Here is a 23,790-nt window from a genome sequence, read left to right as displayed (position 1 = left end):
TGTTTTATTTTAACAATAGATATATATGAAAATAAACCAAACTTCATTTTGCATTAATGAGTTTGATCTTTTTGTGATCAAAGTTGCGATTTTAAAATATAATTTAATAACAATAAAAAACCAACTTTTAATAATTAAATTATTCCAACTGAGTTTTGTTTCCAATATAATACTGCTGGCTTGATCATCGTACTAAAATGTTCAAGTTTTCTATTATATGAACCTTTCATCTAGCTGAGGCGGCTTTGCGAAATAAGCTGTCACTCATCCTGAAGCAGCTGATCACATGTGTTCTAGTGTTCGAGATTACCATTTTATCGCTCACTTAATTATTTAAATACCAGCCTTTATTTACTCATAGTGACACATATTACCGCGTCATTATGTCGGAGGTATGGTACTCAGTCATTGTAATTTTAGGGATTTATAAATAAATATGGCATTAAAAGATTTGTCTATACCTAAACAGATCGGCATAAGTTTTACGTCGGTATTTTTAGTTTTCTTAGGTGTGAGTCTTATGACTTACCAAGGCTTAAAAGGGATCAGTGACGATCTCGGATTTATTGTTCAAACGAGCATACCTTCTGTAGAGATTGTCAAAGGCATACAAGTTGATCTGACAACCATAAGAAAAGACGAATTTGGTGTGGCAACAAACCCCAATCACCCAGAACTGGATTCATGGCTGGTAACTTTGGATGAGTTGAAATCAGCTGTAAACGAAAAGGTGTCTTTGTATAGCGCGCTCAATGTTTCAGCCCAAGAGAAACGCCAATTTGACGCGTTTGAAAGTGCGTGGCGTAAGTATACATTTGCAACTTCTTCATTTAATCAGCTTGTTAGAAACGATGAAGTCAGTAGAGCAAATCAAATTGTATTAGACAGTTACCCGCATTTTTCAGACGCCATGGATGAGTTAACTGAACTCGTTAAGATTAACAGTGATAATGTAGGTAATGCAGAAACTTCAGCAATTAACGCAGTGCAAACAGTCATCACGGTGATCGTGATTTGTACGATTGTGTCAGCGATTATGATAGCGCTGATTTGCTTTGTACTAAGTGGAGCAATTAAAACACCGCTTAGCAAAGCAATGCATTTGGCAAAAAATATTGCAAATGGTGATTTGAGTACGAGTATCGATATACGCCAAGTTGGTGGGAACGAACTTGGCTCTTTGTTAACTTCCTTAGAGCAGATGCGCCAGCAACTTAACGGACTTGTAGTACAGATAAATGACAGCGCTATCCAACTGACCACGGCTGTTGAAGAAGTTAATATGATCTCAGCTCAAAATGCGTCGGGTATGCAAAATCAACAAAACGAATTGCAATCTGTCGCGTCTGCAATGACCGAGATGCAAGCCGCGGTGTCAGAGGTTGCGAAAAGTACTGAAATGGGCGCTGAATCTGCAAATCAAGCAAACATGAAGTCACGAGAAGGTAGCACGGCTTTAAAGAGCAATATTACCCAGATTTCAAGTGTGGCACAGACAGTAACGCATGCGGGTGAACTTGCTGCTAATCTTGAAAAGAACTCGCAAAATATTAATGTGGTTGTTGATGTTATTCGCGAAATCGCAGAGCAGACTAATTTACTGGCGCTCAATGCTGCAATTGAAGCGGCAAGGGCTGGCGCGCAGGGTCGAGGCTTTGCTGTCGTTGCAGATGAAGTTCGCTCTTTGGCACAGCGTACTCAAGATTCGACGACTCAGATCGTCGAAATAGTGAGTGATTTACAGCAGAAGTCTAAAGAGACTGGCGAAGCAACAAGGACCTGCCAAAAGGGAATTGATATTTGTGTCAAGCAAACCGAAACGGTCAGCGAGACAATTAACAAGATTGAGCAAGAGATTGATAGCATTGCAGCAATGAGCACTCAAATAGCTGCTGCCTGCAATGAGCAGTCAGTTGTATCGGAAGAGTTGAATCGCAATATTGAAAACATCAACGGTGCAGCGGTAGAAATGACCGAAGGTGCAAACCAGACCTCACAAGCTTGTCATGAGATCAGTGAGTTAGCTCATGGTCTTAAAACCAGCGTTGAGCAATTCAAGCTATCTTAAGTTACTCAAGGTGAATGAATCTTTATTAACTTTAACTCTCAATGAGTTTATTTAATATTTTAATCAACTGTATAGTGAACCTGAAAGGCGAGTCTTGATTTAAGGCCCGTCTTATTTCATTTATAAGTCACTAAATTGAATAAAACTAATAATGAAACTTCAAGCCCGAATGAAGGGGCGTTTTATACCGACATTTGTCGCTTTTATTCTGTACAATCGAGTTCCTATGGTTAGTTTACGGCGAAATATAGCGCGTTTATTAATCATTTATCTGCGAAAAATAGCAAGGAAGAAACGTGAACAGGTGTATTGCTTTTTTGATATTTGTACTGCCTTTATTTTCAATTGCACAAACTACCCAAAAAATAATCTTAAATGTGCCACTTGTAGAGCAGGGGGAAAAGCTATGCGGCCCTGCAACGATAGAGATGATCTTTAAGTACTGGGGGGTAAAGCAGTACAGTCAATATGATATTGCGGAATCTATACTTCATCAGTACGAAGATACGCCCGTATTTATTGAATCTGGTATTTTAAACAACTACCCCCGTAACTGGACCAGTTATCCAGGTATCAAAATGACTTATTTAGAAGGTTTTTTACAACGCTTTGGCAAAACGCTCAGCATAAACTCCAACAAACCACCTATAAGTGAAATAGATGCAAAGCGTGCAAAACTTTTTAACCATGTAAAGGCGTATGTTGCTAATGGAATTCCTGTCATTGTATTTCAGTATTGGGAGCTGCCCAAATCTCAAAGTCACTATCGCGTAGTTGTTGGTTTTGATGAAGCAAAACGTCTTGTTTATCTCAATGATGCAAAAGGTGCTAAACGTGTGGTGCAAACGTATGAAGAGTTTTTAAACCTGTGGAATGTTGAGCACCCGAGACTACGTTATTACGCCGTTGCATTTAACACTGAACGCAAAAAAATAGACATTAAACTTTAATACGCTTTACTAGAGAGTAACGTTAAAAGAATGCAGGTAAGTATGAGTATTGGAGAGGCACATGATACGAAAAAGCGCTAAAGCCGATTTAGAGTCAGTTTTACTTGTTTGGCTAGCGGCTTCTGAGCGAGCCCACCATTTTGTGCCTGCGGCATTTTGGCGAGAACAATTAGATACGATGAAAGATGTTTATTTGCCGAGCTCAAAAAACTATGTCTATGTAAAAGAGAATAAAATCGTGGGGTTTTATGCTTTGGTTGATAATACGCTTGCGGCTATTTTTGTACTGCCTGAAAGCCAAGGTCAGGGTATTGGTAAACAATTAATAGCCGATGCTAAGGCTAGATGTAGCAGCCTTCAGTTGGCGGTGTATAAGCGCAATATTGCTAGCGTGGCATTTTATAAAAAGCAAGGTTTTGTGATTGCTGGTGAGGAGTTAGAGCAGGTAACAGGCCAGCAGCAGTTGATTATGCGCTGGCAAAACACGGTAGACGCGTAAGGTTATTTAGTGTGTACAGGGTACGCTTATGCAAGCTCTTCTCGTACAACCATCAGTGCGTATCCCAATAAGTTAAGTCCTTGCCAATTCTTAGGGTCCACTATCAAAGGGTTGTCTTCAGCAAGCCCAACGCCCCAAATCTTATCGACCGGACTTGCCTCAACGATCACGCGATTTGACGTTCCTAACAAATAGGCTTTTAACTCTGGGTTTTGCGCAAACTTGAGTAAATTTGCTTTAACAACGATATTGAAGTGCTCTGCATTCCACAATTGTTCGTCAAAGTTTTTTACTTGCCTACCAAGCTTTTTGGCTTCATTTGGGTGACGACAGGTTAACACCTTAGCTGCGATATCATGATCATTAAACAGGGTTGCTTTAGCGTACATCATGTAATGTTCGGCCGTTGCGAAGCGCTTGTTTTTGTCTGTAAATGGCGCATCAAACCATTGACTAAAACATGATTTAGAGATGCCGTTTTTAGATTTTTGATGGCCCCAGAAATAAACGAATTTAGGGCTATTTCCCTGCTCAATAAATGCTTGTAAAGCTGCGTTATTATCTATCAACTTTGTACTCCTAGTTTATCTAAAGTTGAAATATGCATTGATTATACGAAGTGGTATATCTGGAGGGTCATGCATAGTCTATCACGAAGGTGCTTGACAAATGATGGTAGCTGAAAAAATATTAAGTAATTTATATGGCCAGTGTGTACAGATATGAAGTAAATAAACCGTGGTGTTTAAAGGGTCTATTTGGTTATACGTATTTGTTTCTGCTTGTTTATACTCTCAGTAACCGCATTTCTTGTTGAAAGCATTGTTTCTCTGCTCAGCTTTACACGCATCGCCTCGGTCTTTTGTTTAATACTTATGATGAACAAGTGCGTAATCAATACGGCTCGTTTCGCGCTAAAAGACGCAAAAGATAAAGGAAAATAGACAATCTATCCATTCAGAATTGTGTTTTTTCGGAATGTTTAATTATTAATCAATGACTCAGGCTGTCAGATTGTGTAAATCTGCGAAAAAACTATTGAAAAGTACTCGACAACTGTTTTATTCAGTGTATCCTACGCCGTGTATGAAGATATTTGATTTATTTGTTGTTTGCTTTAGTTTCTGTTTTGTTCGTAAAACCTAATTTTAGTCACTCACTTTACTTCCAATACTGTACATCTTTTTTAAATTTTAACTAAATAGGTTCAATTATGTCTCAAGTAACAGGCACTGTAAAATGGTTTAACGAGTCAAAAGGTTTTGGCTTTATCGCTCAAGAAAATGGTCAACCTGACGTATTCGTTCACTACAGAGCAATTCAATCTGAAGGCTTCCGCTCTTTGACTGAAGGTCAAAAAGTTAGCTTCACAGTATCTCAGGGCGCTAAAGGTCCTCAGGCTGAAAACGTAACTGTTGTATAAATAGTTATGTTTGGGTGTGGTTGCTAAATCACACCCAATGAACCCTCTCTCAATTGATAAATCTCAATCATCTCCTTTTCTTTTTTTAAAACCTTTATCTGAAAAACACACTCCTGTCGGGAAGTATCTCTGACCTGTTATGGCAGATGGCAATACTCAATTTGTTTATCACAGATACGCTCCACCTAGACAATATGGCTTTTCTTGTTTTTTTCGAAGTGACGAATTGAAAATTACGATAGATAAAGTTTATTTTTGAGCTATATTTCAGCAGCTTATTTCGGTACATTCACAGTAACAGTTCCCCCTACAGTGAGAATAAAATGAAGCTTGATATTTTTATCGTGGATGCGTTTACCGATACACAATTTAAAGGTAACTCAGCTGCTATTGTGCCGCTAGAACACTGGATTAACGATGCGTTGATGCAAAAAATTGCGTCAGAAAATAACCTCTCTGAAACCGCATTCATCGTTAAAAACTCAAGTAACAGCTATCATATTCGCTGGTTCTCACCCCTAACCGAAATCGATTTTTGTGGCCATGCAACACTTGCTACGGCGTTTGTGTTATTCAATCACCTAGGTGTAAATAACGAGATTGAGTTTACAACTGATAAAGTAGGCAGCCTCTCTGTTACGTCTCAAAACGATGGGAAAATTGTGATGAATTTTCCAATGCAAAAACCTGAGCCAATTTTAAATGTGCCAGAAGCGCTACTAGCCGGGCTCTCAATTGCACCAAATAAGGTGCTTAAAAATAGCCAAGCTTATTTCGTTGTGTATAACACGCAATACGACGTTGAACAGGTGACATATCAATCTGATTTATTGAAGCAACTGGCGCCTTTTGATGTCGTCGTGACAGCAAAAGGTGATGACGCAGATTTTGTGTCACGGTATTTTTGGCCAGCTAACGGAGGAGATGAGGACCCTGTTACAGGATCTATCCACACTGGACTTGCGCCATTTTGGGCAGAGCAACTCAACAAGCGCACATTGAACGCCTACCAAGCATCAGCCCGTGGCGGGAATTTGATTTGTGATGTGGACATTGACTCAGCCCGAGTTACTTTAGTTGGTGAAGGGGTGTTGTATCTAAAAGGGTGTATTTTCGTTTAAAAGATAGGTTACTTGAGAGAAGTCATGAATAAAGAAAAAGTAGCAATATTCGGTTTATTATTTGTAGCACTCATGGCTGTTATTACAGTCGTCGCCCATATGGCGTGTATTCCTTTGGGGGAAGCGTGTTACCGAGCGCAATTGGCACCAGAATTTTTAATTGAATCTGCGAGGCAAGGCACATTGTTGGCGCCCATCGCGACTGTATTCGTGTCGGGGTTATTTGCTCTTTGCGCTGCATACGCATTAGCTGGGGCTGGCTATATGAAACGGCTACCATTAACAAAGTTGGCGTTAATGACTATCGCAACACTGTGTACATTGCGCGGTTTAGCAGGTATTGGGGGAAGTTTTGTATTACCGGAGCTTGTCACTTTGTTTAGTGTGGTAGCGAGTGTTCTCTGGTTTGCCTGTGGCGTATTCACTTTCTTAGCACTGAAGTGGCTGCCTTCCATTTCACCACTTCAGTCAAACACCGCTACAGATACTTAACGAACCAACTTTGGCTCGTGCGTTTGGTGTTAAGGTAATACTTACACGGTAAATACAAAGCTAGGGTCAGTATTACCCACATTAGGTATGCAAGCCATAGATTAGGCTGATATAGGGCAGGCCATGATTCTGGGCCTTCAAGAAAGTTTACTGTGCGTCCATATTGAAGCCATGCGAACAGTTGTGCGCTCAAGTTGATAACGGGGATGTGGAGCAAATAGTAGAACAATGGTACGCCACCAAATACTTGTAACCAATTTATCCAAGGTGTTCTGGGGTAGGCATTGCTCACTTTTTCTATGGCGATGAGTAATAGTAGCCCCGGTCCTATCGTCATCAGCAAATAAAGTAGGGATGGCGGGTACTTGGTATTGTTGAGCAATGACATAAGCGATTTAATCAAACTATTCTGAACATAAAATTGAATAGGGTCCCCGTAGATATTGCTGATTTTTAGTAATATAAAAAGCGCGATAGAGAGGAGTCCACAGCTTGCGAGTGCCTTATATCTCAGTGCTTTGGGGGCCTTAAAAATAGGGGCGATACAATAACCAAGCACCATGACCGCAAACCAAGGAATGAGTGGATAGACAATAAAAACTTGTAATTGAGTATCTTGACCCGCGACCATTGGCACATGTAATAAATGCCAAAGCCAGGCAAGCTGAGGCCCAAGAATATTAAGAATCTCTGTATCATTTAGTAGGTTATGAAGTGAGATGACAGACAATGCTACGGCGGCTAGCAACTTTAAAGGCAGGTAAATTAACCCTGCTAGCAGGATCATAGACCAGCCGATAACCCAAATGACCTGCAAAAATACAAAATCAAAAGCAAATTGCCAACTGAAGCTGATTACTGTTATCTCTAAAAAAACCAGCCATAGTCCTCGACTCAACAAATAATTGCGCAGCAACAATTTTGACTGAACCTTTGCCCCGTACATATACGCGCTGATACCCGTTAAGAATACAAATAGAGGAGCACAAAAATGGGTTATCCAGCGGGTAAAAAACCATGCGGGTGTGGTGTGCTCTAGATCGGTTGGCGAAAAAGGCGTGATCGCCCAGTAATGGCGAGTATGATCCAATGCCATTAAAACGATGATGATACCACGTAAAATATCCAGTGAAGTCAGTCTATGTGTTGTTGCCACACTTCAATCCTTGCAGCCTATTGATGAATTTCCTTAACAAATTATAAGTAAATTATTTCCAAACCATAAATATTGTTTGGCTGTTTTTAGGTAAAGGTGCCTAAATGTGGTGGCTAGACTGCTAGTTGAGCTCGTATTTCGTTAATAGATTTCCCAAAGTGTCTTTTAAACTGTTTTGCGAGGGCCTGAGTGTCTTGGTAACCAACCGATGCTGCAATGTCACCAATGCGCTTGTTTGAATAGATCAGTTCTTCTTTGGCTCTTTCTAACCGCAGTAAGCGGATATATTCAAATGGTGTCATACCGATAGCAGATTTAAAACGCCGAATGAGCGTACGCTCAGAAACACAGGCTAATATAGACAATTGCTGGAGTGAATGGTGAGCCTTAAGTTGATTCTTAATATGTTGCTGCACCTTAAGTACTGTAGCGTCTTTGTGCTGCTCGAGTGCGCTGCTCATCAAAAATGCAGTTTGGTGAAGTTGGGGTTCAGGTATTGCAAGCCAGTTTGCAACCTTATTTGCCACATTACTGCCGATTTGTTGAGTGATCAAAGCCAGAACAACATACATGTAGCTATGCGCTGCCCCTGCGGTATATAAGTTTTGATCGCACAGGTAAATTGGTTTCGTGTCTAGTTTTAAGTGAGGATAATAGCGATTAAAAAACGCTTCGAGCCACCAGCTCGCAGTGAATTTCTGGTCGCTCAATAGATCTAGTGCCGCAGCATAGGCGACGCCACAACATCCCGCTACGAGTGTTGATTGAGATTTATTGTTCAGCTTACCGTGTAACAACTTTTTATATTCTGAGAATAACAGGCACTCTTGCCATAGCTGTTTGTCATTTTGATACTGGCTGCCAATAATGACTAAAACATCAAAGTCAGCTAATTCATTTAATAGACAGTCAGCTTTAAAAACAAGCCCTTGGCTGCTCGTTATCTCTTTGTCTTCCAGAGCAACGATTTGCCACTGATAGAACTCCTTCTTAATCACATGGTTGGTCACATTGAGTACATCAACGATGCCGGTTAGGGCACTGGCCATAACGCCTTTTTGGCATAGAAGCGCTACTTTCATGTCACTTTTACCTCTGAATATGTCACTAGCGCCACTTTAGGGGGCGAGATAGTACTTGTAAAGTAGTTATACACTTAACAAAAGGAAATAACTGATGTGGATTCAATACCCAATTTTTACTCTGATTATACTGTTTCTCTGGCTTTGGTTGGCGACTGCTTGCATGCGTATCAAAGCGGTTCGACGCAAAGAGCTGTCTTTAAATGCAGTGAATTTTGTACTAAAAGAAGAAATGAGTACGCGAACACGATTACTGGGTAACAGTTATGATAATCAGTACCAACAGCCCGTCTTGTTTATCTGTTTATTACTATTATTGCATGTTGAGGGTGTCTCGGGAGTGGGGTGGTATGTGTTATCGGCTGCCTTCGTCTTAGCAAGGTATTGGCATTGTTATGAGCATGTAAGTGGTACAAACATTAGACGCCGTACCTACGCGTTTGGCTTGTCGAGCTTGAGTTTGTTTATTGGTTGGAGTGTATGGTTCATCTTAATGACCGTAGGCAAAGGTGAGCTCTAACAAGCTAGATAGTTGCCAACAAAAAAGCAAGGCGAAGCCTTGCTTTGGTAGGTATCATTGTTTTGCCACTTTAAACTGTGTGGCCCAGTGAGGATGCCCCGTATGCAAACGGAGGCGAATTTTTAACCGTGCTAGATTATTTTAACCATTCGATCATATTGCCGATGAGCGCTTGTGTGGAGGCTAGACCGTCCGCACCACCTACATCACATAAACCTAAGCCGCAACCGTCAAAATGGTGATTGGCTTTTTCCAGTAAATGCAGCTCACTGCCAGCGCGGCACTGGATCTGCGCATATTGTTTCGTAAACGCTAATTCATTGGCCTGTGCTGGACCATGTAGGATGTCACCCGCTAGCGCGTTACACAGTCTCAATGATTGACTAGGGGATACGATGGTGTCCGCCATACCATGGCTAATGAACATATCAGGTGCCAAAAACGGGTAATCTTCAATGTATTCAAGCAAGCTATTATTGACGATGACCGCTTCATTACCGGTTAACTCTCTCCAGTCTGACTTACCAGACAAGATAGCAATCATTCTTTCAATGTAGCCATGAACATACGTACCGTCTTGCACTTCTTTTAGCTGGTGTGCAAAATCAGGTACCGGAAACATGGGCGCGATTTTTTCTATCATAAACGGAAATTGCTGAGATAACCAAACTGACATATGGCCGCCAGCCGATTGACCGGTTAAGCGAATAGACTTATTACTGTGGGTATATTTGTAGTTATTAAACAGGGCCCAAAGGTAGGCATCACGAATATCGCGTTTGCTGTCTTCGATATTAACTTGGTTACATGCAGGTCCAGCTTCTCTATCTTCAACGAGGCGATAATAAGGCATATAGACCACAAATCCAGCATCTGTAAATTGCGCTATTTGCGCTTCAGCTGTGCGCGCAGTGCCCAACCTTTCTAACCAACCACCACCATGGATCATCATAAGAGGCGTGGCATTATGATTGTTAGCATTTTTATAAACACGCATTTCTAAGTGGCAAGCACCTCGCTCACTGTATGTCGTTTTGTAAGTGGTACGCTGCACCAAAGGCACTTCAGAGAAGTTTTGCGGACGGGTAGTTACCGGTAGTGTTGCACTATAACCGGGCATCCATGCATCGCGCACATAGTTTAAATCTTCACTGCTGCCGTATTTTTGGGCTTTGTAGTCAAACTCTCTAAGACAAAATGCAGTGTCTGATTCATTTTTATATTCAATTGCGCTGGTGCACTGTGCGTCAGTATAGTACCAGCCTCTTGTCGCCGTATGTGCCGGTACTTCTTTACATTGTCCATCTTGACTGAACAGTTTGGGAAGTTGAGTAACAGCTGGTTTAGTGGCGACTGCGGCATAGCAATAACTTGCGCCGCGTAAAATGCGTTCAATCTCAGGAGATTGAGTGTTAAGCATTTCTCTTAGCGCTTGATCGTGCGCTTCAAAGTAGCCCATACTTGCCGTCAACGGAGCATCCCCGTCTGTAGGTTGACCGCTCAAGTAATGAGTAAGTAGGTTTTGTGGATCTGGAAAAACAGAAGCATTGGCAGTTGCAGATACCGCTAATGCGACACCGCCAAGTAAGTGTGATACGTATTTCATAATGGTTCCTTGTTGACTTACTGAGAATAAAGACGGCGACGTTTTTTAAATATTTAGCTAATTTATAATTTTATTTATGACAACTTTATTATGAATCAAAAGTGCTTAACTGTTGGAGATGTCAGAGCTTTTTAATAAGGCTAACGGTAGAGGTTTCAGTCAGCTTTAAATGGATGGGATGAGAAAGGGACGTTCGTGACACAGATGAAACAAAGCCCCATGAAGGGGCTCTGTGTATTTGTGCTTAGTCGTTCATAAGCTGATTGATGTATTTGACTGGTGCACTACCAAAGCTTAAAAACTCTTCGTGGAAAGCTTTTAAATCAAAGTCTTTACCTAGCTTCTCTTTTTGCTTTTCGCGTAAATCATAGATTTCACGATAGCCGCTGTAATAACTGGTTAATTGCACTTGGCTTAATGTTGCACGACGCCATTTACCTTCGGCCTCAGCACGTTCTTGGAATGCACCATTCATCAACAGGTCAAGGCCCTCATCACGGCTAATGCCTTTTACTTGAATGCCGTAATCTAAAATGGTGTTACAGATAACACGTAAGTTCCACTTGTAGTACATGAGCCACATTTCAGGCTCATGATCACCATAGCCTTCTTCTAGCATCATGCGCTCAGTGTATACCGCCCAACCTTCGATCATCGCCCCATTACGTAAGATGCTTTTAACCAATGAAGGAGATTTGTTGGCATATACAAGCTGCGTATAGTGACCTGGAACGGCCTCATGAATATTGAGGATCTGTAAAATCCAGTGGTTATACTCTCTCAATATTGAGCTTGCTTGCTCCTCACTTTGCAATTCCAACGGCTCAACGTTGTAATAGGTATTTTCTTTGCTGTCGTAAGGGCCTGGCGAAGAAATCGATGCCATTGCAAATCCGCGCATGTATTCTGGCGTCTCACGCACAACAAGCGGACGCTCTGGATCAAGCGTGATCAAGTCTTTTTCCATGACAAACTTTTCTAGTAATGGGATCTGACGCTTTATTTCTGCTACGAAATTTTCTTTTGCAACATGATTTTGTGATAGGTGCTTGATAAGTTTTGAAATCGCTTGTGTATCATCAGCGGGCCTTTGAGTCTCTGGAAAGTACTTAGGCCAAAGCTGGTCGGTGAGTTTAACCATTTCTTTGGTAACTCGAGCCTTGTCTGCAAGCGCTTTCTCATACATCTTTTTGGCTGTGTAACCTGACTGGATATCAAATGCAAACTTCTCTTCGTACAGCTCTTCACCGATCCTAAAGCTACGCGCATTGCCATTTTCTGTCAGTTCTTTCTCAAGTTTAGTCAGAAAGTCAATATACCCATTGATGGCCGTTTTTGCGTCTGCAAAACGAGTTTTAAACAATGCTTTTTCTGCAGCGGTTAGTACCTCAGATGCATCGACTTGCGAAAGCAAGTCATCTTTTAAAACGGAGAAGGCACCTTGATTCTGTGCAATAGCCAATTGAGTGTATTCAAGTGTCGGTGTGTCAATGTTTTGCTGGGCTGCAGCATAATAATCTGGCACATACTTTAATCGCTCTAATACCGCGTTGTACTTTTCAGCTTCTGATTTGAAGCGGCTGTTTAAGATACTTGCAAAGCCGTATGATACGTTGTAATTAGACGGATTCCATTGCCAGCTCTTAAACTTTTCGATGTCCCAAATCGCCTTTTTCAAGCTGTTTTCGATAAGGTAGTAATCAGTTTTTTGGTTACCACTTAGCGTATTGAGATCAAAATTGTATAGCTCAGCGAGCTTTTCTTTACTGAATTTGGCATTGCTTTTGCGCGTTGCTGAGTTTGGAATTGTGATGACATCATCATATTTACCATAGCCAGCGTACTGAGAGCGTTCAGGGTATTGACGCCATAAGTCTTCAATAAATTGTTCTGAAAATGCCTTAAATGCTTGGTTTTGAGTGGCTTGTACTACAGGTTTTGATTCAACTTCTGTCGTTGTATTGCTTGTACTACAACCAGCTAATGTGAGAGCAGCTGCGACGGCAAGGGTAAGCGCAGTTTTTTTCATTCACTTGTTCCTATTTTTTAATTTTGGCTATCATAGCAATTTTTTGCCGCCTTGGCTTGCTCAGGGTGGTCAAGCCAGACTGCGCCATTCGCTTCTGTAGCTACAATATCCTCTGGGTTATACATTGGGCATGATTTCATCGACAAACACCCGCAACCGATACAGCCATCGACCATTTCTCTAACACGCATCATGTATGCAATTTTTTCATCAAGCTGTGCCTGCCAAAAGCGCGACATTCTCGCCCAATCTTCTTTGTTTGGGGTGCGACTTTCAGGTAGGGTTGATAGGGTCTCTTTTATCTCAACTAATGAAATGCCCATTTTTTGCCCTGCTTTTATTACAGCAATACGCCGTAAAACGTCTTTTTTGTATCTTCTTTGATTTCCCGCGTTGCGCCAACTGCGGATTAGTCCTTTCGTTTCATAAAAGTGCAATGTTGAAACGGCGACGTCTGCACGTTTTGCCACTTGCCCAACACTGAGCCTGGGTTCATCTCTTTCACTTGCCAAAGTCATTTTATAGCCCCTTGAAAAAATGCTTAAAAAAATCTTTACCTAAAGCTTGGTTGAGGTTTTAGCCTATCAGCAAATCAACGATAGGAGAACAACTTTGAAGACAATAATTGTGTACTCAAGTGCAAGTAAACATGGTAATACAGCTCAAGCAGTAGAGGAGTTGGCGAGCGAATGTGATGCCCAGACGTTATTTCTAGACGACTATCTAATTCATGACTATAGCTACGAACATACCAATAAAGACGATGATTTTAGAGGCTTGTTCAGAGAGGTACTCAAGTTTGATCACGTGATATTTGCATCCCCTGTATACTGGTACGCTGTCACACCGAGAATGAAAGCTTTTATAGACCGCATTACTGAATTTATGGACGATGCAGAGCTTCAGCCTGAACTCAGGGGACTGCGCAATAAACAGTTTTCGATTTTATCTACATCCATTCATAAAGATGCCCCAAGTGCATTTATCGATATGCTACAAAAAACCTTTGAATACTTAGGAATGACACTCAAAGGGGCTCATCATCGACAATTTCAAGCACAGCCTTAATCTTGGTGGCGATTGATGTGCTGCGTTTGATATTGCTTTGGAGTTTGGTTAAATGCTTTTTTAAAACTCGACTTAATTGACTGGGATGACTGAACCCCAATGAAAAAGCAACACTCGTTACATTTTGACCTTGTTTGAGTTGATTGCGGGCAGACATCAATTTCTGCCCATGCAGCCATTGCTGTGGTGTCGTGCCCATCATGGTTTTAAATTGTTCAAAGAACTTACTGCGACTCATACAGGCTATTTTTGAGAGTTGCTCGATATCCAAATGCTGTGACAAGTCTTTTTGCATATGATCAATCGCGGCGTGTATCCCAGTATTCAAATGGCCTTGGCTGATTTGTTTAAACAAGAAGTCCCGACTTTGCTGCTGTAAGAGTCTTGCGACTAATTCGTTTAACGCCAAATCGATATAAAATGCGCGCTGTGGGTCATTTTCGCTAAAGAGCAGGATAAGCCGATTTAGTAACTGCTGGGTTTGTGCATTATGCTCATTGTGTACAAGCTCACTGTGGTACTCAAAGTGATTTTGCTGATGTGCATGGTGTTCATAGTTTAGTTTGTCTGCCACGGATGTAATTTTGTCTTTGCTTATTTCAATTGCTAGACACGTCGTGGGCTTGTCCAGACAAGCCGTTGGAAAATCAATATAAACAGCCTGTTTGGGTGCAAGTACAAAGCTTTCGTTTGGCAAAAAAGGTTTGTGATAGTCACAGCTATTGACGTGCATTACTTTTTTACCCGTTAACATCCCGCAAAATAAAATCTCACTGGAACAAAGGCGGATATGTTCTGCATTCTCATAGGTATCATAAATACTCAGCTCGACATCTTTGGCAGCAAAATGAACTCGATTTTCAACCAGCGAAGAGACTTTTTGTCTTTGCTTGTTTAGTTGTTCTAGCATTTATGTATTTTCCTTGTTTGGACTCTTGCGCAAACTTTTTGTACGGATTGTTAAGTTTTTAATCTGCCTTTTGATTAATGTCAATCAAATGAAAAAAAGACCACGAGAATGTGGCCAGTAAATAATGACAACATTAAGTTGAAGAGGCACCTATGATTTATGCTAATCCTAATTCACCAGAAGCCATTGTTAATTTTAAACCTCAGTATGAGAACTATATTGGTGGTAAATGGACTCCTCCTGTGGATGGCGCATACTTTGAAAACATCAGCCCTGTGAATGGTAAACGTTTTTGCCAAGTTGCGCGCTCTAATGAAAAAGATATCACGCTTGCGCTCGACGCGGCTCATCAGGCAAAAGAAGAGTGGGGAACAACGTCGGTTACTCAGCGCAGTAATATTTTACTGAAAATTGCTGATCGTATCGAAGAAAATCTCGAATACTTAGCTGTGGCGGAGACATGGGATAACGGCAAGGCCATTCGTGAAACATTGGCTGCGGATGTACCGCTGGCAGCGGACCATTTTCGTTATTTTGCAGGCTGTATTCGTGCCCAAGAAGGCAGTATCGGAGAGATCGATGAACACACCGTTGCTTATCACTTTCATGAACCTTTAGGTGTTGTAGGGCAAATCATTCCATGGAACTTCCCATTGCTGATGGCTGCATGGAAACTTGCTCCTGCACTTGCTGCTGGTAACTGTGTTGTCTTAAAACCCGCGGAACAAACACCCGTGTCAATTTTAGTGTTGGTGGAATTGATCGAAGATTTGCTGCCATCTGGGGTGCTGAATATTGTTAATGGGTTTGGTAAAGAAGCGGGTGAGGCACTCGCGACAAGTAATCGAATTGCAAAAATCGCATTTACTGGATCTACGCCAGTGGGCTCACATATTCTGAAATGTGCGGCTGACAATATCATTCCTTCCACGGTAGAGTTAGGAGGCAAGTCGCCAAACATCTACTTTAGTGATGTTATGGAAAAAGATGACGAGTATTTAAGTAAGTGTATTGAGGGCGCTGTACTTGCTTACTTTAATCAGGGTGAAGTGTGCACATGTCCGTCGAGGTTATTCGTTCAAGAAGATATCTATGATGAGTTTATTGCCAAAGTAATCGAGCGGACGCAGCAAATTAAACGTGGCAATCCGCTCGATACTGACACAATGGTGGGGGCACAGGCCTCGCAAGCGCAGTTTGATAAAATATTGAGTTATATTGATATTGGTAAGCAAGAAGGTGCACAAGTACTCTTAGGTGGAGAGGTTGAAAAGCTCGATAATGAATTAGAGCAGGGCTACTATATTCAACCAACTTTGCTCAAAGGTCATAATGACATGCGTGTGTTCCAAGAGGAAATATTTGGACCTGTGATTTCTCTTTGTACATTTAAAGACGAGGCAGAAGCGTTAGCAATGGCTAATAGCAGTGAGTTTGGTCTTGGTGCTGGAGTTTGGACTCGGAATATGAACCGCGCATATCAATTTGGTCGTAAAATTGAGGCGGGTCGAGTGTGGACAAATTGCTACCATATGTATCCAGCTCATGCGGCGTTTGGTGGTTACAAGCGCTCAGGCATTGGCCGGGAAACCCACAAAAAAGCACTCGATCATTACCAGCAAACCAAAAACCTTCTAGTCAGCTATAGTGAAAGTCCTTTAGGGTTCTTTTAAGTTATAGCCTTTGCAAGATGCGCGACCAATCGCATGGTCGCGCTCTTTTTCGTTGCATTATTAGGCCAGATGGCGAACACAGGGATCGGAGATACTCGCCAACCCGGTAAGAGTTCAACTAATGCGCCGCTTTGCAAACAATCATTCACTAAATATGCCGGTGGTGTAGCAATACCAAGGCCGTCCTTGCATAGCTGCGTCATCCCCTCAACACTATTGGCCGTTACTTGATAGGGAAACTCAATATCAATATGTCCTAACTTTGAGTGAAAGAGGCTACGTTTTGCTGGCAAACTAGCAAGTTTCACCCACGGAATGTGTGCAAGCTCTCGAGGGTGTGATGGGACAGCATATTGTGCTAAAAAGTCACTCGTGCAGACCAGTTTTCTCTCGATTTCGCCCAGTCGTTTACTCTTCAGGTCACTATTTGGTAAGTTACCAACACGTATCGCCAAATCAATTCCTTTTTCTATCAGGTTTTCAAACACATCACTATAAATAATGCTGATTTCAAGGTGTGGATGGCTTTTGCAAAAGTCGGCCAGTGTATGGGCATATTTTGAGCGAGTTAATGCCGTTGGTAAACTGATACTTAACTTACCTCTTAATACATCACTTTGCTCGGTAATCGATAGCAGCCCATGCTCAACAGTGGCAAGCATTTTTTCACTGACTTGGTGCAGTTTCTCCCCTTGAGCTGTCAGAGATAACTTGCGGGTCGAGCGATATAACAGTGCCACATCAAGCTTTTGTTCAAGCTCAGTAATATGGTAGCTGACTACTGAAGGAGACAGTTTTAATTTTCTTGCAGCCCCTCGAAAAGAGCCTTGCTCCACTACCGCGGCGAAAATGGCGATACTTTTTAAATCATCAATCATATTGAGTAAGTTTTTAGAACAGTTAAATTCATTTATACCATCTAATCATATAAAAAGCGCAAGTGTACACTGAACCTGTATTTAGAAAAGGAGAGAAAAATGTCAGCTTTACTCGCTATGGGTCTGTATGCTTTTTCGATGTCAATTACGCCAGGTCCAGTCAATATCATCATATTTTCACGTGCTGTAAAAGTGGGGGTGGGCCGCACAATACCTTTTGTGCTTGGTGCCACGTTGGGTTTTAGTGGTGTACTGTTTAGTGCCGGGGTTGGGCTCAGTTTGCTTATTCAACAATATGTTTGGCTGACAAACCTAATTGCACTACTTGGCTGTGGTTTTATCTGCTACTTGGCAATACAGTTTTTTAAATCAGACTCACCTTTACAGTCTTCATCGAAATCGCAAATTGGGTTTTGGTCTGGCGCTGCTTTAATGGTTTTAAATCCGAAAGCATGGTTAGCTGCGATTGCTGGCACAAGTTTGTTTGTCGAAGAGGGGCACTTATCGGGGCTTATTGTATTTGTGAGCTTATACGCCATCATTTGTTTTCTAAGTTTAAGTTTATGGGCCATTGTGGGCAAAAAAATGTCCGATACCTTTGCTCTTTCACGTTATATAACCTGTTTAAATCGGCTCACTGGGGGTTTACTTCTGGCCGTGTGTGGATACGTGTTGCTAGGGCTAAGTTTTATCTAGTGATCACACGACACTATTGATAATTACACACGTGTATTGCGACAGGCTAAGAGCGACTTTACATCATAAGGCAACGCTCTTTTTGAGTAATTATGGGAACTGACATGATCCCGTATTTCAGTAAACGCGCTACGATGAATAATTTCGAATGATGTATGCACTTAGTCCCACATTTAGCATGTAATTGATACTGGTTGATTTCACTGCATCAGATCTTAACGATGTATCCCGCTTAAACAATGTCGCGCTGTTTTAGGAAGTACAGATAGGCCCATATTATTATAGGGTTAAAGTATAAATTAAAAATTATTTTATATTCTTTCTGGGTAATTTTAGTTTGAGCAGTAGCTCTGTTTTTAATCGCTCTAAATGCTAGGGTGTAACGTGGTTGGTGATACTTGGGGGTAATGAAATTATGAACTCTCGATATTATTATTTTTTTAATAATTATGAGTTATTACTTGAGGTGTATTTTTATTAAGGATTTTAAAGGCGTGTTCAGTTAACTATGAGGCTTGTCATGAAGTGGCTAATATGTGTCTCTGTTGTTATTTGATGAGTGAAGGTGGTGCATGCTTTAGGTTATATGAAATGATTTATATTTATTGTGTTATTTTTGATTGTTGCCAATTATTTAAATAATGAATTTAATTTTTTATTATTATATTTATATATTCTCGGTTGTTAATTTTTGTTGTGGACTTTTTTGGTATTTGTAATTTAGTATTGAGGTTTAATTAACGTCTTAGCTAATATATTTACGAAAGGGACTCACAGTGAAAAAGCTATTACTCTCGTCACTATGCGGCTTAGCTGCATTTTCTACATTAAACAGCAACAGTGTTTTGGCAGCTTCTTCTCAAGTTGACCTTTACAGTTACTTTGATGGCATCTCATTTCAACAAAATGATCAATCAACCAATGCCAATAAATTCAGGCTGTCAATTGGTGATATTAAAGTAACCAACATTAAAGAAGGTAAAAATACGGTTGAAGTTAAGCTACTGGACCAAGGTGGTAAAAAACATGCCGCTTGGTTGTGCAACACGAATGTAGATTACTCTAAAGATGAGCCTAGAAACACGCGCTTTTTGAGCTGTACCGGAGAGGGCTCGATGCATGGTTACCAGTATATAGACATGGAACCAAGAGCGTATACCATGAACTTTTACCATAAAGGTACGCTTTTTCAGTCTTACGAGTTTGCGCTTGAAAAGAATGAATTTGTTAAAGGATCAAGAAATCTAAAAGTTGCCAGTTTATGGGATGACTATGCCGCGATTGGTGAAGCGCGGATGGATATTTGGCAAGCAAGTTCGTTGGAATTAATCAAACCAGTACCAAACACGCAAGATAGCGCGCCTGGTGGGACACGCCTAAACTTTCACCTTATATATAAAGATAAAGTAATTGGTGAGGGACGCGGTTCAATGAAGGCCTATCCTGGCCGCCTAAAGTTTACTGGTGTTTCGTTTTCTAAGCCGCATGAAGAAAAAGGTGGGCGCATTGCAATCACTAGCATGGAAGATGGTGAATATCACATAATTGCTTATAAAGAGACGAATATTCCAGTCGAGTCCTACACGTTTGAGGTAAAAGATGGAAAAATTGTTAGATCAGGTCGTCAGCTGAGTGATGATGTAGACAATATCTACAGTGATACGGGAATGAATTGGTTTTTAAAAAGCACTGACAATTTAGACACGTTGGCCAAAAGTGCGATTTACCCAGAAGATCCTGAAGAAATTCGCAAAAGAGAGCGAGAGAAACAACGCCTCGCTGCGGAAGCTAAGAAAAAAGCTGAGAGAGAACAGAGAGCCAAAGAGGCGGCACAACGCAAAGAGCAGCAGCGTATAGCGCGGGAAGAAGCTCAAGCCAAAAAAGAGCAGGCTAAGCTAGAAGCTGAGCAAAAGAAAGAGCAAGCTCGACTAGAGCGAGAGCAGCAACAGGCTGAACTAAAAGCGCAAAGAGAAGCCCAAAGAGAAGAGCAACAAGCAAAAGCACGAGAGCAGCGACTTGAGACAGAAGCCCAAATGAAACAGGCAAGAGAGGAGGCATTGCAAGCGAACTCCGGATCTGTTGCTTTTAGCTTAAATCAACTTTTGCTAGCACTTGCTATGATGTCTTCAGGCTTGCTCATTGCAAAAAGCCGTGTCTTGGCGAAAGTGCCACAAATTGGCCAAACGGTTTCAGCCATTGAAGGCAAGTCACTCTATGTGGGATATGCTGTGGTTGGATTAGGGATCTTAGATTTTTTAACTGACTTATTGTCTTTTGCTCCGATAATTGGTGGTGGCCTGGCTCAAGCAGTCGCGCTTGCTGGTGGGGTTTTACTTCTGAAAAATGAGCCTAAACTCAATCAAATTGAATTGTTTGTAAAGGCCAAAAATGCGTTGACGCCACACGAAGAAGTCGTCGGGCTAGCAGCCATTGCGCTTGGCGCGCTACATTTATTTATCGGTGGACTGCCATTGATTTAAATGTCCGTTTTTTCAAAAGGCTAATTCTAAAATTATAAAGGCTGTATGAAACTGTTTGTACAGCCTTTATGTTTTTGGTTTTCACATACAGTGACTTCGACGCGCCTCAGCCATCCGCTTGCATTTTTTGACCTCTGAACTTAGTGCGTTCACCCGCTCATTTACTGCTAATAAATTTATGACTTTGTTTAGCTTTTTAGTCTGCTCTGCAACCAGATTAGCGCATTAAAACTAGGCATTTTTCATTTAAGGGACTATAAAGAGTGGTAGTCTTCGCGGTAGGTAGTTCGGGTCGTATAATGCTAAGTCCAAATCTAATAATTAAAACTCTCCTACTTATAATGAGCCTTTTCTTGTCTTTTGAAAGCTGTCTTGCAAGCACGCAAGATAGCGTAGAGGCTATGCATAGTAATATTGAACGTCGTGAAGGGGCGGCGAAAGTGGCTGCCATCATTGATTTTGTAAAAGCGCATTATCACTTTGATTCTGAAGCTTCTATAAGACATGGTGAGGCGGGGTTGAAGCTGTTAGATACGTTTGCAAACAAAGATCAAGCAACCAAATTGCACAGTTATTTGGCCAAGGCTTATTTTGCGTTTGGGGATCTATCGCGGGCAAATGAACTTGCGACAACAGCCTTAGCAATTGCCCAAGAGAGTAATAATACAGAAGGGCAACTATTAGCGTTGCTAGTCAATGCTGATATTGAATCCAGAAGGAACAATGTAGAGTCAGCAAATTTATTGACCAAAAGTGCCATTTCGTTAGCAACCTCCATTGGTCATGATTCACACCTTGCAACTGCATACCGAATTTCTGGAAGCCTCAATTCCAAAATAAAAGACTATCAAGCGGCCCTTGCAGACTATCTACATAGCTTAGATCTATTCCAAAAGCTGAATAAGCTATCAGGTGTGGCATCTTTGCATCAAAGGCTAGCTTCTTTATACAGAAAAATGGGGTTATATGAAAAGGTGTTATTTCACCAGAATCAAGCAATTGATAACGCTTTGGCATTGAACAGTGAAAGAAATCTCGCAATATATTACAGCAATATGGGGACATATTTGGAAGAGGTCTCTGATTATGAGCGCTCTGTAGAAATGCATAATAAATCATTGTCCTTGAAAAAAAAGTTGGGATATGAATTAGGGGTTATCCATACTTACAATCGGCTCGGTAGCGTTTATCGATTAATAGGAGATTACCAAAAAGCAGAAGAGTCCCTATTTAAAGCTTTGGCGCTTAAGGAAGTGCTCGAACGGCCCGATCCAAATGTCTCCACCTTTCTTGATTTGGGCAGGTTATATATTCAAACGGGGCAATTGGAACTGGCCGAAGATTACTTGCGAAAGAGTATACCTTTGTATCAGGGGTCCCGTTGGGAAGATAGACTCGCTGAAATTCACCATGCATTTGCCAAGTTACATCTGCAAAAAAATAATGCAAAAGCGGCCATTCAATCTTACCTTTTGGCAATAGAAGTGGCCAAAGCCCATGAACGAGACGCATGGCTGATAGAGTATTACGCTGAGCTCTCTTCGATATTTGAAACTCAAGGGGATATTGGACAGTCTCTTGAGTTTTTAAAAGCGCACAATCGTCTTAAATCTAAGTGGGATACTATTAATAGTCAGTTTCAAATTAGTGCATTGGCCATTGAGTTTGATGTTGCAGAGAAAAAGCGCGAAATTGCGAGTTTGAAGCAACAGAATCAAATTAAGGATCTTGAGCTTAAACAACAAGCGACGCGTCAGCTGTTTATATTCATCAGCCTATTACTGTTGTTTAGTATTTTGTCATTTGCTTATTTTTGGCGCAGCAAAAATAAGCAGTTAAAAGTGAAGCAATCAGCACTTAAATTAGTGAGTGAAGCAAAAGAACGTTTAGCGTTTGCTTTGTGGGGCAGTGGGGATGAATTGTGGGACTGGGATCTGCAATCCGGTGTCATTACCCGAGATAATCAAGCGCGCGATTTGCGTTTACCTAATGAATATATAGGCACTGATTTAGATAAGATAAAGTCGGTCGTTCATCCAGATGATTTTACTCATTTGCAGGCGTGTTTTTCTCAGCACTTGGCAGGAAAAATTGATTTTTATGAGGTGAGTTATCGTGTGATGACTCAAACCGGCGACTGGCTTTGGGTATTGGATCGCGGGAAAGTAACAGCACGTAGTGAAGATGGCGTAGCCTTGCGCGTGAGTGGCACCATAAAGGATATATCTCAAATAAAAGCGTCGGAATTCGCACTTGCTGAACTAAATGCAACATTAGAGCAACGGGTGGAAGAACGCACGATAAGCCTACAACAATCAAGGGATGAGCTAGCGTCAACGCTCGATGAGCTCACAACGACCCAGTCGTCGTTACTAGAGGCGCAAAAAATGGCATCGCTTGGCCGCCTTGTTACAGGTGTATCTCATGAGCTTAACACCCCTTTGGGCAACTCGGTTACGGCCAGCTCGGTGCTGCAAGAAGAGCTGGCCATATTTAAAGAAAAATTAGAAGCGAGCAAATTAACACTGAGTGACACTAAAAGCTTTATAGAAGTCTCTGTATCGGGCACTCAACTTATAGAGAGCAATATTGGCAGAGCGGCAGAGCTTGTGAAGCGGTTTAAGCATGCATCGGTACATGAATATGTAAGCTCGGCGACAACGGTGCAGTTAAAAGAATTTATAGATGCAATGATTGCACATAATATCAAAGGAACAGCGCTAAGTTTTGATATAACTTGCCCTGCAGAGATCCACGTAAATTGTGATACCCAAGCGCTAGGTAAGGTATTTGAGGACTTGTGTAAAAATGCTCTGCAACATGGCTTTGGCAATGAAAAAGGGCGAATTAATGTCAGTGTGCATGTCGATGATGGCGGTGTGCAAATTACTTTTAGTGATAATGGCACTGGCATGGGAGTTGACGCGCAGCCGCATATTTTCGAACCTTTTTTTACCACCGCCCGAAGTGAGGGAAATGTAGGGCTAGGTTTATACATGGTCTTTAATCTGGTGAATTTTGTGCTTGATGGACAAATTAATTATAGAGACAGCACCGAGCAGGGTGTCACTTTTGATATCACGCTACCTTTGAATATTATTCAAAGATAAAAAAAGCGCCGACGTATTTCATTCAGCGC

General features: G+C 41.3%; 20 protein-coding genes. 12 read left to right on the top strand and 8 right to left on the bottom strand.

The window, feature by feature from the left end:
- Positions 1–436 precede the first annotated feature (436 nt).
- From A7985_RS10665 to A7985_RS10655, 3 genes are all read left to right on the top strand, one after another.
- Entirely contained in the window at positions 437–2,068 is a 1,632-nt protein-coding gene (locus A7985_RS10665) for a methyl-accepting chemotaxis protein (protein ID WP_065790434.1), read from the top strand.
- Positions 2,069–2,364: 296 nt separating this feature from the next.
- Positions 2,365–3,018 carry a C39 family peptidase gene (locus A7985_RS10660; protein ID WP_065790433.1) on the top strand — a complete coding sequence of 218 codons (654 nt, stop codon included), beginning with the start codon at positions 2,365–2,367 and terminating at the stop codon, positions 3,016–3,018.
- A 61-nt stretch (positions 3,019–3,079) separates the two neighbouring features.
- Positions 3,080–3,517, top strand: a complete 438-nt coding sequence (locus A7985_RS10655) for an N-acetyltransferase (protein ID WP_065790432.1) — start codon at positions 3,080–3,082, stop codon at positions 3,515–3,517.
- A 26-nt stretch (positions 3,518–3,543) separates the two neighbouring features.
- On the opposite strand, the gene A7985_RS10650 is transcribed toward A7985_RS10655, so the two are convergent.
- Positions 3,544–4,086, bottom strand: a complete 543-nt coding sequence (locus A7985_RS10650) for an NADAR family protein (protein ID WP_065790431.1) — start codon at positions 4,084–4,086, stop codon at positions 3,544–3,546.
- Positions 4,087–4,730: 644 nt separating this feature from the next.
- Here A7985_RS10650 and cspE point away from each other — a divergent pair.
- The 3 genes from cspE (at position 4,731) to A7985_RS10635 (ending at position 6,553) form a co-directional block, all read left to right on the top strand.
- On the top strand, positions 4,731–4,940 hold the full coding sequence (gene cspE / locus A7985_RS10645; RefSeq protein ID WP_063372227.1) for a transcription antiterminator/RNA stability regulator CspE: 210 nt from the start codon (positions 4,731–4,733) through the stop codon (positions 4,938–4,940).
- Positions 4,941–5,263: 323 nt separating this feature from the next.
- Positions 5,264–6,061 (top strand): PhzF family phenazine biosynthesis protein, encoded by a 798-nt coding sequence (locus tag A7985_RS10640; protein WP_065790430.1) that lies wholly within the window; start codon positions 5,264–5,266, stop codon positions 6,059–6,061.
- Positions 6,062–6,085: 24 nt separating this feature from the next.
- Positions 6,086–6,553, top strand: a complete 468-nt coding sequence (locus A7985_RS10635; protein WP_065790429.1) for a hypothetical protein — start codon at positions 6,086–6,088, stop codon at positions 6,551–6,553.
- On the opposite strand, the gene A7985_RS10630 is transcribed toward A7985_RS10635, so the two are convergent.
- A complete protein-coding gene (locus tag A7985_RS10630; protein ID WP_065790428.1) occupies positions 6,540–7,709 on the bottom strand; it encodes a DUF1624 domain-containing protein in 1,170 nt (389 codons plus the stop codon). The genes A7985_RS10635 and A7985_RS10630 overlap by 14 nt on opposite strands.
- 113 nt (positions 7,710–7,822) lie before the next feature.
- Entirely contained in the window at positions 7,823–8,791 is a 969-nt protein-coding gene (locus tag A7985_RS10625) for a GlxA family transcriptional regulator (protein ID WP_065790427.1), read from the bottom strand.
- Positions 8,792–8,885: 94 nt separating this feature from the next.
- Between A7985_RS10625 and A7985_RS10620 the strand changes: the two genes are divergently transcribed.
- Positions 8,886–9,311 carry an MAPEG family protein gene (locus A7985_RS10620; RefSeq protein WP_065790426.1) on the top strand — a complete coding sequence of 142 codons (426 nt, stop codon included), beginning with the start codon at positions 8,886–8,888 and terminating at the stop codon, positions 9,309–9,311.
- A gap of 136 nt (positions 9,312–9,447) precedes the next feature.
- On the opposite strand, the gene A7985_RS10615 is transcribed toward A7985_RS10620, so the two are convergent.
- From A7985_RS10615 to soxR, 3 genes are all read right to left on the bottom strand, one after another.
- Entirely contained in the window at positions 9,448–10,917 is a 1,470-nt protein-coding gene (locus tag A7985_RS10615; protein WP_065790425.1) for an alpha/beta hydrolase, read from the bottom strand.
- Positions 10,918–11,161: 244 nt separating this feature from the next.
- Positions 11,162–12,946 (bottom strand): DUF885 domain-containing protein, encoded by a 1,785-nt coding sequence (locus A7985_RS10610; RefSeq protein ID WP_065790424.1) that lies wholly within the window; start codon positions 12,944–12,946, stop codon positions 11,162–11,164.
- 17 nt (positions 12,947–12,963) lie between these two features.
- Positions 12,964–13,464, bottom strand: coding sequence for a redox-sensitive transcriptional activator SoxR (gene soxR, locus A7985_RS10605; RefSeq protein WP_065790423.1), 501 nt, complete (start codon positions 13,462–13,464; stop codon positions 12,964–12,966).
- Between the two features lie 94 nt (positions 13,465–13,558).
- Between soxR and A7985_RS10600 the strand changes: the two genes are divergently transcribed.
- Positions 13,559–14,014 carry a flavodoxin family protein gene (locus tag A7985_RS10600; RefSeq protein WP_065790422.1) on the top strand — a complete coding sequence of 152 codons (456 nt, stop codon included), beginning with the start codon at positions 13,559–13,561 and terminating at the stop codon, positions 14,012–14,014.
- Here A7985_RS10600 and A7985_RS10595 read toward each other — a convergent pair.
- Positions 13,974–14,924, bottom strand: a complete 951-nt coding sequence (locus A7985_RS10595) for an AraC family transcriptional regulator N-terminal domain-containing protein (RefSeq protein ID WP_081310511.1) — start codon at positions 14,922–14,924, stop codon at positions 13,974–13,976. The two genes, A7985_RS10600 and A7985_RS10595, sit on opposite strands and share 41 nt — an antisense overlap.
- 152 nt (positions 14,925–15,076) lie before the next feature.
- Between A7985_RS10595 and exaC the strand changes: the two genes are divergently transcribed.
- The gene (gene exaC / locus A7985_RS10590) at positions 15,077–16,597 is read left to right on the top strand and encodes an acetaldehyde dehydrogenase ExaC (protein ID WP_065790421.1); all 1,521 of its coding nucleotides are present in this window, start codon (positions 15,077–15,079) and stop codon (positions 16,595–16,597) included.
- On the opposite strand, the gene A7985_RS10585 is transcribed toward exaC, so the two are convergent.
- Positions 16,594–17,475, bottom strand: coding sequence for a LysR family transcriptional regulator (locus tag A7985_RS10585; RefSeq protein ID WP_065790420.1), 882 nt, complete (start codon positions 17,473–17,475; stop codon positions 16,594–16,596). The genes exaC and A7985_RS10585 overlap by 4 nt on opposite strands.
- A gap of 99 nt (positions 17,476–17,574) precedes the next feature.
- On the opposite strand from A7985_RS10585, the gene A7985_RS10580 reads away from it, so the two are divergent.
- The 3 genes from A7985_RS10580 to A7985_RS10570 all read left to right on the top strand — a co-directional run bounded on the left by A7985_RS10580 (position 17,575) and on the right by A7985_RS10570 (position 23,761).
- Entirely contained in the window at positions 17,575–18,171 is a 597-nt protein-coding gene (locus tag A7985_RS10580) for a LysE family translocator (protein ID WP_065790419.1), read from the top strand.
- A 776-nt stretch (positions 18,172–18,947) separates the two neighbouring features.
- Positions 18,948–20,651 carry an MAP7 domain-containing protein gene (locus A7985_RS10575; RefSeq protein WP_065790418.1) on the top strand — a complete coding sequence of 568 codons (1,704 nt, stop codon included), beginning with the start codon at positions 18,948–18,950 and terminating at the stop codon, positions 20,649–20,651.
- A gap of 401 nt (positions 20,652–21,052) precedes the next feature.
- Positions 21,053–23,761, top strand: a complete 2,709-nt coding sequence (locus A7985_RS10570; RefSeq protein WP_176716726.1) for a tetratricopeptide repeat protein — start codon at positions 21,053–21,055, stop codon at positions 23,759–23,761.
- Positions 23,762–23,790: the final 29 nt, after the last annotated feature.

The sequence above is a fragment of the Pseudoalteromonas luteoviolacea genome, assembly GCF_001696455.1.
Classification (GTDB): Bacteria; Pseudomonadota; Gammaproteobacteria; order Enterobacterales; family Alteromonadaceae; genus Pseudoalteromonas; species Pseudoalteromonas luteoviolacea_C.
This window is presented reverse-complemented; position numbering and strand designations above follow the sequence as displayed.

Excerpts from the sequence above, each read along its gene's own strand:
- A7985_RS10665 (WP_065790434.1), top strand. The coding sequence starts at position 437 with ATGGCATTAAAAGATTTGTCTATACCTAAACAGATCGGCATAAGTTTT.
- A7985_RS10655 (WP_065790432.1), top strand. The coding sequence starts at position 3,080 with ATGATACGAAAAAGCGCTAAAGCCGATTTAGAGTCAGTTTTACTTGTT.
- cspE (WP_063372227.1), top strand. The coding sequence starts at position 4,731 with ATGTCTCAAGTAACAGGCACTGTAAAATGGTTTAACGAGTCAAAAGGT.
- A7985_RS10640 (WP_065790430.1), top strand. The coding sequence starts at position 5,264 with ATGAAGCTTGATATTTTTATCGTGGATGCGTTTACCGATACACAATTT.
- A7985_RS10635 (WP_065790429.1), top strand. The coding sequence starts at position 6,086 with ATGAATAAAGAAAAAGTAGCAATATTCGGTTTATTATTTGTAGCACTC.
- A7985_RS10625 (WP_065790427.1), bottom strand. The coding sequence starts at position 8,791 with ATGAAAGTAGCGCTTCTATGCCAAAAAGGCGTTATGGCCAGTGCCCTA.
- A7985_RS10620 (WP_065790426.1), top strand. The coding sequence starts at position 8,886 with ATGTGGATTCAATACCCAATTTTTACTCTGATTATACTGTTTCTCTGG.
- A7985_RS10615 (WP_065790425.1), bottom strand. The coding sequence starts at position 10,917 with ATGAAATACGTATCACACTTACTTGGCGGTGTCGCATTAGCGGTATCT.
- A7985_RS10610 (WP_065790424.1), bottom strand. The coding sequence starts at position 12,946 with ATGAAAAAAACTGCGCTTACCCTTGCCGTCGCAGCTGCTCTCACATTA.
- soxR (WP_065790423.1), bottom strand. The coding sequence starts at position 13,464 with ATGACTTTGGCAAGTGAAAGAGATGAACCCAGGCTCAGTGTTGGGCAA.
- A7985_RS10595 (WP_081310511.1), bottom strand. The coding sequence starts at position 14,924 with ATGCTAGAACAACTAAACAAGCAAAGACAAAAAGTCTCTTCGCTGGTT.
- exaC (WP_065790421.1), top strand. The coding sequence starts at position 15,077 with ATGATTTATGCTAATCCTAATTCACCAGAAGCCATTGTTAATTTTAAA.
- A7985_RS10585 (WP_065790420.1), bottom strand. The coding sequence starts at position 17,475 with ATGATTGATGATTTAAAAAGTATCGCCATTTTCGCCGCGGTAGTGGAG.
- A7985_RS10580 (WP_065790419.1), top strand. The coding sequence starts at position 17,575 with ATGTCAGCTTTACTCGCTATGGGTCTGTATGCTTTTTCGATGTCAATT.
- A7985_RS10570 (WP_176716726.1), top strand. The coding sequence starts at position 21,053 with ATGCATAGTAATATTGAACGTCGTGAAGGGGCGGCGAAAGTGGCTGCC.